General features: G+C 61.3%; 16 protein-coding genes. 5 read left to right on the plus strand and 11 right to left on the minus strand.

Features of this window, described 5'->3' with window-relative positions; genetic code table 11:
• Positions 1-21 precede the first annotated feature (21 nt).
• From AB4072_RS12370 to AB4072_RS12390, 5 genes are all read right to left on the minus strand, one after another.
• Positions 22-1023 (minus strand): adenosine kinase, encoded by a 1002-nt coding sequence (locus AB4072_RS12370; RefSeq protein WP_441968236.1) that lies wholly within the window; start codon positions 1021-1023, stop codon positions 22-24.
• Positions 1024-1089: 66 nt separating this feature from the next.
• Positions 1090-1518 carry a helix-turn-helix domain-containing protein gene (locus AB4072_RS12375; protein WP_441968237.1) on the minus strand — a complete coding sequence of 143 codons (429 nt, stop codon included), beginning with the start codon at positions 1516-1518 and terminating at the stop codon, positions 1090-1092.
• Between the two features lie 4 nt (positions 1519-1522).
• A complete protein-coding gene (locus AB4072_RS12380; RefSeq protein WP_441968238.1) occupies positions 1523-2077 on the minus strand; it encodes a Smr/MutS family protein in 555 nt (184 codons plus the stop codon).
• The gene (gene mltA / locus AB4072_RS12385) at positions 2074-3204 is read right to left on the minus strand and encodes a murein transglycosylase A (RefSeq protein ID WP_441968239.1); all 1131 of its coding nucleotides are present in this window, start codon (positions 3202-3204) and stop codon (positions 2074-2076) included. The genes AB4072_RS12380 and mltA overlap by 4 nt, the downstream gene beginning before the upstream one ends.
• A gap of 47 nt (positions 3205-3251) precedes the next feature.
• Positions 3252-3965 (minus strand): Tim44/TimA family putative adaptor protein, encoded by a 714-nt coding sequence (locus AB4072_RS12390; protein ID WP_441968240.1) that lies wholly within the window; start codon positions 3963-3965, stop codon positions 3252-3254.
• Positions 3966-4222: 257 nt separating this feature from the next.
• Between AB4072_RS12390 and secB the strand changes: the two genes are divergently transcribed.
• Positions 4223-4720 (plus strand): protein-export chaperone SecB, encoded by a 498-nt coding sequence (secB, locus tag AB4072_RS12395; protein WP_441968241.1) that lies wholly within the window; start codon positions 4223-4225, stop codon positions 4718-4720.
• Positions 4721-4819: 99 nt separating this feature from the next.
• Here the strand turns inward: secB and dnaQ are convergent, their stop codons facing one another.
• The 5 genes from dnaQ to AB4072_RS12420 are packed head-to-tail and all read right to left on the minus strand — an operon-like array spanning position 4820 to position 8564.
• Positions 4820-5539, minus strand: a complete 720-nt coding sequence (dnaQ, locus tag AB4072_RS12400; protein ID WP_441968242.1) for a DNA polymerase III subunit epsilon — start codon at positions 5537-5539, stop codon at positions 4820-4822.
• A 54-nt stretch (positions 5540-5593) separates the two neighbouring features.
• Positions 5594-6259, minus strand: coding sequence for a dephospho-CoA kinase (gene coaE, locus AB4072_RS12405; protein ID WP_441968243.1), 666 nt, complete (start codon positions 6257-6259; stop codon positions 5594-5596).
• The gene (locus AB4072_RS12410; RefSeq protein WP_441968244.1) at positions 6259-7104 is read right to left on the minus strand and encodes a shikimate dehydrogenase; all 846 of its coding nucleotides are present in this window, start codon (positions 7102-7104) and stop codon (positions 6259-6261) included. The genes coaE and AB4072_RS12410 overlap by 1 nt, the downstream gene beginning before the upstream one ends.
• A gap of 9 nt (positions 7105-7113) precedes the next feature.
• Positions 7114-7737, minus strand: coding sequence for a Maf family protein (locus AB4072_RS12415; RefSeq protein ID WP_441968245.1), 624 nt, complete (start codon positions 7735-7737; stop codon positions 7114-7116).
• The gene (locus AB4072_RS12420) at positions 7734-8564 is read right to left on the minus strand and encodes a pyruvate, water dikinase regulatory protein (protein ID WP_441968246.1); all 831 of its coding nucleotides are present in this window, start codon (positions 8562-8564) and stop codon (positions 7734-7736) included. Before AB4072_RS12420 ends, AB4072_RS12415 begins: the two co-directional genes overlap by 4 nt.
• A 364-nt stretch (positions 8565-8928) precedes the next feature.
• Between AB4072_RS12420 and hemE the strand changes: the two genes are divergently transcribed.
• The 3 genes from hemE to rho all read left to right on the plus strand — a co-directional run bounded on the left by hemE (position 8929) and on the right by rho (position 12235).
• Positions 8929-9984, plus strand: coding sequence for a uroporphyrinogen decarboxylase (hemE, locus tag AB4072_RS12425; RefSeq protein ID WP_441968247.1), 1056 nt, complete (start codon positions 8929-8931; stop codon positions 9982-9984).
• A 1-nt stretch (position 9985) separates the two neighbouring features.
• Positions 9986-10411, plus strand: a complete 426-nt coding sequence (gene hemJ / locus AB4072_RS12430) for a protoporphyrinogen oxidase HemJ (RefSeq protein ID WP_441968248.1) — start codon at positions 9986-9988, stop codon at positions 10409-10411.
• A 558-nt stretch (positions 10412-10969) separates the two neighbouring features.
• Positions 10970-12235: a transcription termination factor Rho gene (rho, locus tag AB4072_RS12435; RefSeq protein ID WP_441968249.1), complete on the plus strand. Its 1266-nt coding sequence runs from the start codon at positions 10970-10972 to the stop codon at positions 12233-12235.
• Between the two features lie 267 nt (positions 12236-12502).
• On the opposite strand, the gene AB4072_RS12440 is transcribed toward rho, so the two are convergent.
• Positions 12503-14512 carry a thioredoxin domain-containing protein gene (locus AB4072_RS12440; protein ID WP_441968250.1) on the minus strand — a complete coding sequence of 670 codons (2010 nt, stop codon included), beginning with the start codon at positions 14510-14512 and terminating at the stop codon, positions 12503-12505.
• A 361-nt stretch (positions 14513-14873) separates the two neighbouring features.
• Between AB4072_RS12440 and AB4072_RS12445 the strand changes: the two genes are divergently transcribed.
• The gene (locus AB4072_RS12445; RefSeq protein ID WP_441968251.1) at positions 14874-15131 is read left to right on the plus strand and encodes a hypothetical protein; all 258 of its coding nucleotides are present in this window, start codon (positions 14874-14876) and stop codon (positions 15129-15131) included.
• Positions 15132-15275 lie beyond the last annotated feature (144 nt).

Consider the following 15275-nt stretch of genomic DNA (forward strand, 5'->3'; position numbering starts at 1 on the left):
GGTGAGGCTGTGTCGAGGCGATTATGTCAGCAGCCCTTCCTGACGCGCCAGATCGCGCAGGCTCGTCTGCGGGCGCGCGCCGAGGTGGCTGATGACTTCGGCGGCGGCGAGACCGCCGAGGCGGGCACAATCCACGAGATCGAGATTCTGCGTCAGGCCCGCGAGGAAGCCGGAAGCGAAGAGATCACCCGCGCCGGTCGTGTCGACCACCTGCTCCACCGGGAACGCCTTGACAGCGCGGGTCTCCCCACGGCTCACCACGAGCGCGCCATCCGCGGAGCGTGTGACGACGCCGAGCAGGTTTTCTTCGCGCAAGGCGGCAAGCGCGCTCTCGGGGTCGGAGGTGCCGTAGAGGCTCTGCAATTCGTGAATATTGGCGAAAAGGATGTCGAGGCTACCGTCGCGCATGAGGCCGAAGAACTCTTCGCGGTAACGATCGACGCAGAAAGCGTCGGACAAGGTGAGCGCCACCTGGTTGCCGGCCGCGTGCGCGATCTTCACCGCCTTGCGGAACGCTTCCTTCGCCGCCGGCGGGTCCCAGAGATAGCCTTCCAGGTAAACGATGGCGGCGGAGCGGACGGTCTCTTCCTTGACGTCGTCCGGCGTGAGGTTCTGGCATGCGCCGAGATAGGTGTTCATGGTGCGCTCGCCGTCGGGCGTCACCAGAATGAAGCTGCGCGCGGTCGCCGGGCCGTCCTTCGCGAAGGCCACGTCGTAATGCACGTCGCTGGCCTTGAGATCGTGCGCGAAGAGAGCGCCCGTCTCGTCGTTCTTCACCTTGCCGATGAAGCCCGCCTTGACGCCGAGCGAGGCTGCACCCACCGCCGTGTTCGCGCCCGAGCCGCCAGAAATGATCGTCGCCGGTCCCATCACCGAATAGAGGTGCTCGGCACGCGCCTCGTCGATGAGCTGCATGGCGCCCTTGTGGACGTTCTGGGCCACGAGAAAGGCTTCGTCCGTATGGGCGAGCACGTCAACGATGGCATTGCCGAGGGTGAGAACGTCGATGCGATGGGAAGACATGGATAACCGGAATGAAAATGAAATGTCGGCGCGCTTTCGCATTCAAGGGCGAAGCGGTCAAGTTTCTTAAGCCAGCTCCCGGTCGGGTCCCGAAGAAATCGCGCGGCCCTTGCTCGTGCCGGCCGCTTTCGCTTTTCGTTTTCCAGCCGCATCGAGGATCGTCAGAATCCGCCGGATCTCTTCAGGCGACAGGGTGCCGATTTCGCGGGCAAGGCGATTGGCGAGCAGCGTCGCCTCAGGCAGCGTGGCGGCGGTGTCGATCTTGATCTTGGGATCGGACAGGTCGGCGAGGCGCGCCAGTTCATCGGCCTCGTCCCAGATGATATTGAAATATTGCAGCGTGCCCTGAACCAGCGCCCAGGTCGGCTTGCCGCGCTCTCCGCGCTCCAATGCCGAGAGATACGCGCTGGAGACGCCCAGATGGGCAGCCATGTCCTTCAGGAGCAGACCCCGTTCGCGGCGAAGCCGCCGTACTTTTTCGCCAAAGGGAGTCATGCGCTCATCCTACTCCGCGTCTGCGACGAAGCCGGACATAGAGTGCCCCGGACCCGCCGTGATGGGGAGTGGCCTCATCGAAGCCGATCACGAGCGAGCGCAATTCCGGCAGGCCCAGCCAGTGCGGCACCATGCGCCTCAAGATGCCGCGCTCCTCGAACAGAGCGGCGGAGGGGCCACCCTTGCCGGTGATGACCAGAACGAGACCGTGGTCGCGATCCTGCGCGCGTCTCAGAAACCCCATCAGCGCCATATGCGCCTCGGCCTGGCGCATGCCATGCAGATCGATGGTCGCGTCCACCGAGCGGGTTCCTCGGCGCAGAGCCTGCAAGGTCTTGCGTTCCACCGGAGCAAGCGGAGGCGGTGCGGGCTTCGGCGAAGGCGGCCGTGAGGCGAGGGGCAAGGGCTTGGGGGCGAGCGGGGCCGGAAGTGGCTTTGCCTCCTCAGACGGCTCCGGTTCCACCGACAATTCCTTGCCCGCCATGGGCTTCACGCCACGCGTGACATGGACCCAGAGGCGTCGTTCGTCAGGATTGAGGGGTCGGCGACGGCGGGTCATGGCACCGGATGGGGCCGCAGGACGACGAATCGTGTCGTGTGGCGCAGGAGCCCGGCCCGCGTGCCTGCCTCATGACCGCTGCCGAAAAAGAAATCGCCCCGCGCCGGGCCAAGGATGGCAGAGCCCGTATCCTGCGCGATCATCAGCCGTGCCAGCGGCTCGGCCTGGTCGAGCGAGAACGGCAATTGGCCCTCGAGCCAGAAGGGCAGGCCATAGCTCCAGAGATTGCGGTCCACCGCCAGGCTTCGCCCCGGCGTGAGCGGAATGCCCGCTCCACCGATGGGACCCTGTTCCGGCGCAAGCTCGGCCGCTTCTCTGAAGAAAATATAGGATTGGTTCCGGCGCATGAGAGCACGCGCCTCGGTCGGATGATCGCGCAGCCACCCCATGAGCTTTTCCAGCGTCATTTCCTCAAGCGTCATCTCGCCGCGCCGGACGAGAAGCTTGCCGATGGATGTATAGGGCCTGCCATTGCGCCCCGCATAGGCGACGCGGATTATGGTACCATCCTCAAGGCGGATACGGGCCGAGCCCTGGACATGGATGATAAAAGCCTCACCCGGCTCGCGCACATAGACGACGGGCTTCGCTTTTTTGCCCAGTGCGCCTTCCTCGATGGCGGCCCGGTCGGGATAGGGTTCATAACCCTTCGCGGTTTTGCGGGCGGCCTGCAGCTCGGGATCGAGACCGGGCAGGGTTTCGCCCTTGGCCAGCGTGACGAGATCGTCAGGCCGGTCGAGGAGGGGAATCTTGTATTGCGCGCTCGGCTCGCGGGAACCCTTGAATTCCGGCTCGTAGTAGCCGGTCAGAAAACCCTCGCCGGTTTTGGGGATGATTTCAAAGGGCCGGAAATGCGTCTCGAAAAAACGCCGCGCCTTTGCCCCTGACAAGGCGGACTCCGCCAAAGCTTTGCGGCAGATAGCGATGAGATTGCCCGACAGCGATTGCGCGGGCCGCAATTCCGGCTGTTTGGCGAGAAGCGCCTCGCATGAGCGGCGAAAAGCTTGGAACGCGGCGCCGTGATCGTCCGCGGCCCAGTCGGCGAGATCGTGGAAGGCGAGGGGCTTGAGGTGAGCCTTCTCGGCGAGCGCAGGCGACAGACCGGCCGTACTCACGGCGATCGTCATCGCGAACGCTCCCGCAAGAGAGCGTCGAACAGCCCGCCCGCCATGGATCATTGCCCCGCTTCGGTCGCAACGAGCTGCCAGTTGGGGTCGCGGCTGCCTAACGTCCGCGCAAAGGTCCAGGCATCGGTCACATCGACCACCGTGTCAGGGCTGCCATCGATGACGGCGCCGCTGGCGTCGCGGGTCGCGGTAATCAGCTTGGAGAGGAAATGCACCACAATCTGGGCATTGTTTCCCTGGACCTCGACGTTTTTGATCTCGGCCTTGTCGATGGAAACGAAGGTGGTTTCGACCTTCTCACCCTTGCGATCGCGTTCAGTGATGGCCTTGTCGAAGCCCTCATAGACGTCCTTCGAGAGCAAATCCGTCAGGGATTTGCGATCGCCTCGGGCAAAGGACAACACGATCATCTCATAAGCGGCGCTGGCGCCCTCAAGAAAGACCCTGGCGTCGAAGGAGGGCTCGCTCCGCGCGATCTGGTCCAACCCGAGCGCGATGGGCGTTCCGGGCTCGGCGATGCCCTTCCAGCGCTCGGTGGGCGGCACCACGGCGGCGGCGGTCTTCTCGTCGGCCGTGTTGGGTAAGCGCACCACGTTGTCGCGGTCGGCCGCCGCGGTCTCGGGCTGCCCGCGCCGCGCCAGCGGATCGAAAGGGGGTGTCTCGCTGCCGGTTTTCTGCCCGAGCACCGATCTCAGGCGCCAAGCCACGAAAATCGCGAGAACGATGAATATGAGGGTCGTGATGTCGAAGGAGTCTTGCATCGTCGATCCGGTCTAGCCTATCCGCCCAAATCCCTCGATCGGCGACGATCAAGGCGAAGATTGATCCTTCGCATATGGGGCCTTTGGCTCGTAACATCCACCTTTCACTGCGACAAGCGAAGGACGGGCGCGTTAAGTCTAAGAATAGGCCGAAACTTGTTCGTTGAAAGGAAGCGTGGTAGGCGCGGAACCATAGTCCGTTGCCGATATGGCGTTTCATTCGGGCTCGACCGATCACCCTCCTCGGAGAAACAATCATGGCCGATACGACGGCAAACAATGGTGGAGCGCAGGAGAACGCCGTTCCCGCGCTGAACGCACTTGCTCAGTACTGCAAGGATTTCTCGTTCGAAAACCCGAATGCACCGCGCTCCTTGCAGCCGCAGAACGCAGGCCCGCAGATCAGCCTGCAGGTCAACGTGAACGCCAAGCAGCTCGACGAAGCCGATTTCGAGGTCGACCTGACCCTCGAAGGCAACGCCACGATCGGCGAAAAGGAAGTGCTCTTCGCTTTCGAACTCACCTATTCCGGCGTTTTCCGCGTTCAGAACGTGCCGCAGGAGCAACTGCACCCGATCGTCATGATCGAGTGCCCGCGCCTGCTCTTCCCGTTCGCCCGTCAGATCGTGGCCGATGCGGTTCGCAACGGCGGCTTCCCGCCTCTCTATATCGATCCCATCGATTTCGTGGCGCTCTATCGCCAGCGCGCCACCGAGATGGCTCAGCAGCAAGCCGCCGGTCAGACGCTTTCCTAGAGTTTGATCCTGTTTCAGATTGAAACAGAATCAAACTCCAGATCCTTTTGATGCCGCATGATCCGGGCGAACAACCGGTTTCCACTTGTTCTGATCATGCTAAGAAGGCGTCTTTTCCTCGCCGAGATAGGTGAGCCACAAGGCGTTCGGGCCGAGGCCTTGGACGAACGCCTGATGGGCCTCCCGCTCGGCATCCGTGAGACGCGACAACATCGGACGCGTCCGCACCTCCCGAGGTGCGGACGCTCCCGTTTTGACGGTAATGGAGCTTTTCGCGAAGCTTTGGACGGACAGATCGAGGCCCGTCTGCTTGCCGCCGATCAGCTCGATATAAACTTCAGCCAGAATTTCCGAATCGAGTAGCGCCCCGTGCTTGGTGCGCCGCGAATTGTCGATCCCATAACGCGTGCACAACGCATCGAGGCTGTTCGACGCGCCGGGATGCTTTCGCCTCGCGAGCGCGAGCGTATCGACCACATCGTTCAGGACAATCGGCTGATGCCCGGTGCGTGCGAATTCGGCATTGAGAAAATTCACGTCGAAGGCTGCATTGTGAATGACAAGCCGCGCATCCGCGATGAATTCGAGAAACCTCGCCGCGACATCGGCGAAGACCGGCTTGTCGGCCAGAAATTCGTTGCTCAGGCCGTGGACGGCGAAAGCACCCGGATGCACCGGATATTCCGGATTGACATAAGCGTGATAAGTTTTGCCGGTCGGAATATGATTCAGCAATTCCACGCAGCCGATTTCGATGATCCGGTCGCCCTTGAGATGCTCGGTGCCGGTGGTTTCGGTGTCGAGAACGATTTCGCGCATCGGCCCGTGGATCTTCCCCTTGCGAGCACAATCACGCCAAGGCGCTATCGTCCTCTAAGTCCTTGTTATATCGCTTGATCTTTCGGAGAACCGATGGCCGTCTCGCCTGATCATGCGTTGTAGCACCCGCCCCGGCCTCGCGGCGAGACAAGTGAGGATGGAGCGCACCTGGGCTTCGGCGGAAGCGAAACCGTTTCCGGTATCGACTCGGAAATGAGCGCGCCTTCTCTTTTCCGCATCCGGCATCTGCTTCGCAAGGAGGGATTGAAACTTTTTTTCCGTCATCCCGGGACGCAAGAGAACGCGCTCGCGCTGAATTTCCGGGGATGTGGTGACGACCAGCACCGCATCGCAACGCTCTTCGCCGCCGGTTTCGAACAGGAGCGGAATGTCGAGTACCGCAAGCGGTTCACGGTCGGAATAAAGGTCGGCGAGAAATTTTTTTTCCGCGGCGCGCACCAGAGGATGCACGATGGCTTCCAACGCGCGAAGCTTGTCGGGATCCTCGAGAACCAATTGACCGAGAGCCGCCCGGTCGACGACGCCATCCTTGACAACTGAGGGGAAGGCTTGCGCAATCAAGGGCGCCGCTTCGCCGCGATAGAGCTCATGCACCGTGGCGTCGGCATCGTGGATGGGCACTCCACATTTGCGGAAGATCGACGCGGTTGCCGATTTTCCCATGCCGACCGAGCCCGTCAGCCCGAGAACGAAGGTCATTATGTCCCCTCGATATCCGCCACGATGAGATCCCGCAATTCGGCCGTCACCTGCGGCGTCACCCCGAACCAATGGGCAAAACCCGGCACAGCCTGATGCAGCAGCATGCCAAGTCCGTCGACAGTTCGCAAACCACGTTTTTCGGCTTGTGCGAGCAGCGGCGTTTTCAGCGGAACATAGACGATATCGGCCACCGCCGCGTTTTTCGGAGCAAGGGAGAGATCAAGGGTCAACGGCGGTTGCCCGATCATGCCCAGCGACGTGGTGTTGACGATCAGTCCGGCTTTGGGGAGCGCTGTTTCAAGTTCTCCCCAAGGCAGGGCCTGAAGAACCGGGCCAGTTCCGGTTTGAAGATCGTGAACCAGCTCCTCGGCTTTTTCGAAAGTGCGATTAGCGATGAGGATGCGCGCAAACGCCCGATCCTGAAGCCCGGCGACGATGGCGCGAGCCGCACCTCCTGCACCGATGATCAACACTGTTTCCACATCTTGTTCCCAGCCTTGTCCCAGGCTTTGGTCGAGATGCGCCATGAAGCCGAGGATGTCGGTGTTGTCGCCCCACAGAACACCGTCTTCGACCCAGAGCGTGTTCACCGCTTTGGAACGCTCGGCGTTCGCGGTGCGTCTCTCGACCCCGGCAAAGGCTGCTTCCTTGTGCGGGATCGTGACATTTCCACCGGCAAAGCCTTGGCCTGCGAAGGATTTCAGGAACGCGGCAAAATCGGTGGGCGCGACATCGATGCGCTCATAGGATCCGTCTAGCCCGTGCTGCTTGAGCCAGTAACCGTGAATCAACGGCGAGCGGGAATGCTTGATCGGGTGACCGACGACGAAGGCTTTGGGCATCGAGAATCCTCAGAAAGAAAGACAGCCGAGCCGTCGCAGTGCAGCAAGCAGAGGTAGAAGCGGCAAGCCGAGAATGGTCGAGTGATCGCCCTCAACAGCTTCGAAGAGATGAATGCCGATGTTCTCGACCTGATAGATCCCGACGCTTTGCAGCACATCGGGAGAAATGCAATCGAGATACGTTTCGATGGCGTGTTCGTTCAGGACGCGCATGGTCATGTAAGCGGTCGCATCGAACCGGTCGACGATTTCGCCACCGCGCGCCAGGACGCCGGCGGAATGGAGGAAATGAACCCGTCCGCTCAAACGTTCGAGTTGGCGGCGAGCGTCTGCCCGATTCTGAGCCTTGTGAAAAACCTCGCCCTCGCAGGCCAGAATCTGATCGCCGCCGAGGATGAGCCTGGCCGGCTCGCGACGGCTGACGGCCAGCGCCTTTTCTTCCGCCAGCCGATGAGCCAGGGCGAGGGGGGAAATTTCATCCGCGCAGGCCTTTTCTTCAACGGCCCGTTCATGGACCCCCGACCCTTGCGTCTCGAAAGGAATTGCCGCGCTTTCGAGAAGCATGCGTCTCGTCACGCTGTTCGAGGCGAGAAGCAGCGGCTGTCGTTCGATCCAGAGATTGGCCGTGCTCATTCCGCGATGAACCTGAGACGATGGTCGCGGTAATAATCGAGGATCGCGGCAGCGGTCTCTTCGATGGAGCGGCGAGTCACGTCGATCACCGGCCAATTGTTGCGCGCGAAAAGACGGCGGGACGCCGCGATTTCTTCCGCCACCGCGTCACGATCCACATAGGCCGTGTCGTCATCGGCGTTCAGGCTGAGCAATCGGTTTTGCCGGATCTGCACGATGCGGTCCGGCGTCGCCACAAGCCCGACGATCAAGGCCTTTCGCGCCGTCTGCAAAACGGTTGGCGGCGGAACGCCGGGAACGAGCGGAATATTGGCGGTCTTCACGCCGCGATTGGCGAGATAGATCGCCGTCGGCGTTTTCGATGTGCGGCTGACGCCCACAAGCACCACATCGGCATCCTCCAGATCGTGCGGCAGGTGGCCGTCGTCATGAAGGAGGGTGAAATTCATCGCGTCGATGCGCTTGAAATATTCCGCGTTCAGCATGTGCTGCGCGCCCGGCCGCGCGGTCGAGGCCGTGCCGAGATAGGATTGCAGCAGGCCGTGAACCGGTTCCAGGACGGAGAGCGACGGAGATCCGGTATCGCGGCACACGCCTTCCAGCCGCTCCGACAGATCCTTCTCCACGAGAGTGTAGAGCACGATCCCCGGCGCGGCTTCGATTTCGGAAACGACACGTTCGAGCTGCGTCTGCGAGCGCACGAGGGGATAGACATGCTCGATGGCCGCGATCCCCTCATATTGCGCAACCGCGGCGCGGGCCACGGTGATCAGCGTTTCACCCGTCGAGTCGGAAACGAGATGGAGGTGAAAGTAACTTCGTCCCACGCGGGGCCTCCGGGGAAAGGAGTCGATAAATGTGGATAGTTCGCTTCCGCGATCCGGTCCAGCACGGAGGCCTGTGAACTGTCGGCCGATCCATCAACAGCACTGACCGATGTGCGAATCCAAATCGAGCGTCTTGGGAAAATTAGGCACAAATCGAAAAACGGAAATCAGCGGTGTCATCCGAATCGTCGTTAATGATTTGTTAAGCTTTAAGAATTCGGAAACCATTCGGGCAGCGCGCCACACCTCTTAACGAAAGGTTAATTTCCCAGCTCCATGTGGAGCTGCTGTGGATGGGCTTGCGGCTTTGTGATTCACGGCCCAAGAGAAACAACAGATTCTCGATTCTAAGATTTATAGATTGATGGGAGAGGCTGTGGGCAATCACCCGACCAAGAAAATCCTCCGAGTTCTCAACGGCGAACCCGTGTGGCCTCTTCCCATCTGGGTCATGCGGCAAGCGGGCCGTTACCTGCCGGAGTACAAGGAAACGCGCGCTCAAGCCGGATCGTTCCTCGATCTTTGCTACAATCCGCGTCTGGCGACCGAGGTTACCCTTCAACCGATCCGGCGCTTTGGCTTCGACGCCTCGATCCTCTTTTCCGATATTCTGGTCATTCCCCATGCGCTCGGTCAGGATGTCCGTTTCGTCGAGAACGAAGGCCCGAAGCTCGAACCGATCTCATCAGAGGCGGATCTGAGCCGCCTCGCCAACGAATTGCCGCTTGAAAGGCTCGAATCGGTTTTCGAAACCCTCGATCGCCTGAAGACAGCGCTTCCGGGTGAGACGACGCTTCTCGGCTTTTGCGGAGCGCCCTGGACGGTGGCGAGCTATATGATCGCGGGGAAGGGGACGCCGGATCAGGCGCCGGCCCGTCTCAAGGCCTATCGCGATCCGGCTTTCATGGAAGTGCTCATCGATAAGCTCGTGCGCGCTTCGACCGCCTATCTCATCCGACAGATCGATGCCGGAGCGGAGGCCGTGCAGATTTTCGAAAGCTTCGGCTCGGCCCTGCCGCCGGCTCTGTTCGAACGTCTGTCCCTCGATCCGATCCGCCAGATCGTCGCCGGACTGAAGGAAGCGCGTCCTCAGGCCCGCACCATCGTTTTCGTGCGCGGTGGCGGCGTTCATCTTCATCGTTTAGCGGAAGAGGGAATCGGCGATGCGCTGGCCCTCGACTGGACCCTCGATCCCAAGACGGTTCTCGCCGATCTCCCGGCCCATGTGGCAACTCAGGGCAATCTCGATCCGCTGGCGCTGGTCGCCGGAGGCAAGCCCTTGAGCGCGGGCATCGACCGGATCCTCAGCGCGGTGCGCGGGCGTCCGCATATTTTCAATCTCGGCCACGGCATCGTACCCGAGACCCCGGTGGAACACGTGCAGGACATGATCGACCGGGTTCGCGGAGCGGGAGCTTAAAATGGGTTATCTCTGGATCAAGGCGTTTCACGTCATTGCGGTCATCAGCTGGATGGCCGGAATGCTCTATCTGCCGCGCCTCTTCGTCTATCACTGTGAATCGCAAACCGGCTCGATCCAGTCGGAAACCTTCAAAATCATGGAACGTCGTCTTCTCAAGGCGATCATGAATCCGGCCATGATTCTGTCCTGGGTGCTCGGCATCATCCTGATCTGGCAGGGCGGCTGGATCTCATCCGGCTGGCTGCATGCCAAGCTTGCCTTCGTGCTGGCGCTCTCCGGCGTTCACGGTTTTCTCGCCCGCTGCGTGAAGGATTTCGCCGCCGACCGGAATGTGCGTCCGGCGAAGTTTTACCGCATGCTGAACGAGATCCCGACGGTGCTGATGATCGGCATCGTGATCTTCGTGATCGTCAAGCCGTTCTGATCGTCGCGAATCAGCGGGGCAGTGCTCCGGCCGGGGTGATCAAAAATCCTCCGGCGAGGAGGATGGGGCCGCTCGCGCTTTTGCCCGATTCTTTCCTCTGTCTCCCTGCCCGAGCGAGACGATTTTTCGGGTCGTGACCCAGTTTGATGAGGATAGGGCACAGGCTTTCCCTCCCCCTTGCGGGGAGGAACGAAGGGTCGTTTGACCGGGTGAAACTTTCATACGTCTGGCGCTGTAGCAGCCTTCTTGCTCATCGGATCAGGCAACACTCTGACTTTTCAACCCCCACCCCTACCCACAAGGGGGAGGGAAGAGCGCGGATCAAACTGAGTCACCACCATCTTTCGCTGAAGGCCTCTTGAGATCGGCGCCGAAGAAGAGTACATAAAAGACCTCTTCCAAAAAGACAGGTTGCGCTGCAGCGGGCTTAAAGGCCCTCCCAAATCACACTCTGTGACCGGGCGGCCCTGTCGAATCTCCTTTTCTTTCCTCTCGCGTCCAGACCTTCTGCCGCGATCAATTCCTACCCCGCAATTCCTACCCCGAGAGTGTTCCCCGATGAGGGAAATCAAACTTCAAGACCTGAAATCCAAGACCCCGACCGAGCTCATCACTTTCGCGGAGGAGCTCGAAGTCGAGAACGCGAGCACGATGCGCAAGCAGGAGCTCATGTTCGCCATCCTCAAGCAGCTTGCCGCCCGGGAGGTCGAGATCATCGGCGCGGGTGTAGTCGAAGTGCTGCAGGACGGGTTCGGCTTCCTGCGTTCGGCCGATTCCAACTATCTGCCGGGTCCGGACGACATCTACGTCTCGCCCTCGCAGATCCGGAAATTCGGTCTGCGCACCGGCGACACGGTGGACGGCCCGATCCGTGGCCCCAAGGAAGGCGAGCGCTATTTCGCCCTGCTCAAGGTCAACACGATCAATTTCGAGGATCCCGAGAAGATCCGGCACAAGGTCCATTTCGACAACCTGACGCCGCTGTTCCCGGCCGAGCGCTTCAAGCTCGAAATCGACGACCCGACCCGCAAGGACTTTTCGGCTCGCGTCATCGACATCGTGTCGCCCATCGGCAAGGGCCAGCGTGCGCTGATCGTCGCGCCGCCGCGCACGGGTAAGACCGTTCTCATGCAGAACGTCGCCCAGTCGATCACCACCAATCACCCGGAATGCTACCTCATCGTGCTACTCATCGATGAGCGCCCGGAAGAAGTGACCGACATGCAGCGCTCCGTGAAGGGCGAGGTCGTGGCTTCCACCTTCGACGAGCCGGCCTCGCGCCACGTGCAGGTCGCCGAGATGGTGATCGAGAAGGCCAAGCGTCTCGTGGAGCATGGCCGTGACGTGGTCATCCTGCTCGATTCGATCACCCGTCTCGGCCGCGCCTACAACACGGTGGTGCCGTCATCCGGCAAAGTGCTCACAGGTGGTGTGGACGCCAACGCGCTCCAGCGCCCGAAGCGCTTCTTCGGTGCGGCGCGTAATATCGAAGAGGGTGGCTCGCTCACCATCATCGCGACCGCGCTCATCGATACCGGCTCGCGTATGGACGAGGTGATCTTCGAAGAGTTCAAGGGCACCGGTAACTCGGAAATCATCCTTGACCGTAAGGTCGCGGACAAGCGCACCTTCCCAGCCATCGACATCACTCGCTCCGGCACCCGCAAGGAGGAGCTGCTGGTTGCGTCGGACACGCTCAAGAAGATGTACGTGCTGCGCCGTATCCTCAACCCGATGGGCACGGTCGATGCCATCGAGTTCCTGCTCGACAAGCTGCGTCAGACGAAGTCGAACGGCGAGTTCTTCGATTCGATGAACACCTGACGATCCCAATATCGGGTTTCGATATCACCCCATCCTCGGCATCGAGGGTGGGGTTTTTGTTGGGGCTTGACCGTCAACCCAGTCGCCGTAGGCGATTCGGGACCGCAGGGTAAGCGAAGCGCACGTTTGTCCGGCCATTACGACGCAGCCTCACCCTGAGGGATGCGAAGCATCGTCTCGAAGGGCGGCGTCTCCAGTGTTCTCTGGACCTTCCTTCGAGATGGCCTACGGCCTCCTCAGGATAAGGTCGCGTGGCGAAACTTCATATTACCGCGTCGTCAGCATCTGGACCGCTTGCGCCCGAAGTTCTTCCGCTGTCCGCACCGGCAACGAGCAGCGCATTCCGGCGCAGATCAGCGCCTGGGGTTCGCCATCCGCGATCTGTCCTTTCGCCGGGTGGCTCGCGGCGAGGGTATCCTCGTCACGTGAGACGCAGACGCTACGATCGAGATAGGGCAGGGCGAGTGCAGCCTCCTGCAAGGCTTCCGATGAAGGCCCGGTCACGACCACGATCAACCCGCGCAAATGCAGATCGAGCGCATTGAGGATGGAGGTGTGGGCAAGCGGCGCGGAGCGGGCAAAGCCGGTGAGGCGGGTCAGTGCCTCGATGGCCAGACGCTCGTCCTCCTCCGCTCCGGTGATTTGGGCGAGCCGCACCAGCGCTTCCGCGAAGACTCCGTTGGCGTTCGGTATGGCGTCATCATGGGTCGGCTGAGGGCGTACCACGAGCGGGTCGGCGTCCTTTGCCGTCATCGCGAGAAGGCCGGACGGTTCCCGATATCGGCTCACCAGTATGTCCCCCCACCGGCGCGCGTCGGCGAGATAGATCTGATCTCCGGTCGCTTCGAACAGGGTGAGTGCTGCCCGCATCATCGCGGCGTGATCGAGAGCAAAGCCGGGGAAGATGAGCGATCCGCCGCGCCAGGAATGACCGAGACGCCCATCATCCCGGGTCATCGATTCGCAAATGAAACGGTACGCTCGACGAGCGAGGTCGAGCCATTCGGGTTTCGCCAGGAGGAGGGAGGCGCGCACCAGAGCGGCGATCATCAGTCCGTTCCAGTCTGCCAAGATCTTGTCGTCGACGCCGGGGCGCGGGCGTTCGTCGCGACGGGCGAGAAGGCGGGCGCGCATGTCCGCCAGACGCACCTCGTCCTCCGGTGAGACCTCGCCGGACAGGAGAAGGTTTGGAATATTGGAGCCCTCCCAATTCCCGTCCGCTCTGATGTCGTAGGCCTTCGCGAAGATGTCCGCGTCGGGTCCGAGCACGTCGCGGATCTCGTCCAGCGACCAGACATAGAACCGGCCTTCCTCGCCTTCCGAATCCGCATCGAGGCTCGCGGCGAACGCACCGTCCGCCGTCACCATCTCCCGTTCGAGCCAGGAGACGATGCCTTCGGCGGCTTTGTGGAAGAGAGGGCGTCCGGTCTCTGCGGCGGCGAGCGCATAGAGTTCGAGGAGCTGCGCATTGTCGTAGAGCATCTTTTCGAAATGCGGCACGAGCCATCTTTCATCGACCGCGTAGCGGGCAAAGCCTCCGCCGAGATGATCGTGAATGCCCCCGAGCGCCATCTGTTCGAGGCTCAGGAGAAAGCGCTCGCGGGCCGTGGCGTCGCCATGCCGCCGCGCATAGCGGAGCAGGAATTCGAGGATCGGCGGGTTGGGAAATTTCGGCGCACCCTTCAACCCGCCATGGACCGGATCCATGATCCCGGTGACGCTGTCTCCGATCCGGTCGAGTTCGGCGAGCGAGAGCGTCGCCCCGGCCTCCGGTGTCAGGCTCTTCCCGAGAGCGTTCGTAATGGCGATCCGGTTCTGGTCAATCCGGCCGGGCTCTGCGTGATAGAGCCGGGCGATCTCCTCGAGCACCTGCACAAAGCCCGGTCGGCCGAAGCGGGGCTCCTTCGGAAAATACGTGCCGCCCCAGAAGGGCTCGCCCTGCGGCGTCAGGAACATGGTGAGCGGCCAGCCGCCCTGCTCGCCGAGAACCTGGAGGGCGGTCATGTAGATCTGATCAACGTCCGGCCGCTCCTCCCGGTCGACCTTGATGCTGATGAAATGCGTGTTCATGACGGCGGCGACGCCCGCATCCTCGAAGCTCTCATGAGCCATCACATGGCACCAGTGACAGGCCGCATAGCCGATAGAGAGCAGGACGGGACGGTTCAGCCGCTTCGCCTCGGCGAAGGCGTCGGGCCCCCATTCCCACCACGCGACCGGGTTGTCCCGGTGCTGGAGGAGATAAGGGGAGCTGGCGGCACCCAATCGGTTCATCATGCAGCTCCTCCTAGAGGTTCGACCTGACCAAATTGAAATCGGCCTCTCGGCGAATCCGCGCAAGTCCGGTCAGATCGAGATTAGCCGATGGCAATGACGCTCTCTATGGAACTCTCAGCAACAACGCCGGTGCGATTTCGGCCTGACAGGCGACTATCCTATTTCGGGGTTCTGGGCAGGGCCTTTTCCGACGGCCTCTCCTGGTCTCCAAGGATGTCCTCCGGGTCCAATAAGGACACCGTAAAGGACAGCGTGGTCCACGTGGGCGGAAACGACGTCCTCATCGGGGACCTAGGCAAGGACATTCTGACGGGCGGCAAGAGTATATCTTCCGTTTCAAGATTAGCGCCGAGGCAGGCCTGTGCAAGAAGCAGGTCATCATCGCCGATTTCAAAATGGCATCGATCACATCGATCTGAGCAAGACCGACGCGAATACGGCGGGTTGCCGGCATGACAAGTTCAAAGTCTTGCTCGACGGCAATGCCGCCTTCGCGAAGGCCGGTCAGCTCCGCTACGATGTGAAGACAGGCTTTTTCTCTTGCAACACGGAGGGGGTAGGCGGCGGCGGAATTCATCATCTTTTTGAAGAACAAGCCGGCTCTTCTGAGCTTGAGTGATTTCATCCGGCTGACTCGGAAAAGAAACTTTGCGTTTCCTTTTTCATGAGAGGAAGAGGGGTTCCCGCATCGACGGGGCCCTTTTTCATTTGACCTAGTTCGCCTCCGAGCGCTTTCTCTGCGCCCCTCGATTGTCAGGAATCA

This window comes from Microvirga sp. 2MCAF38 (assembly GCF_052115485.1).
Classification (GTDB): Bacteria; Pseudomonadota; Alphaproteobacteria; order Rhizobiales; family Beijerinckiaceae; genus Microvirga.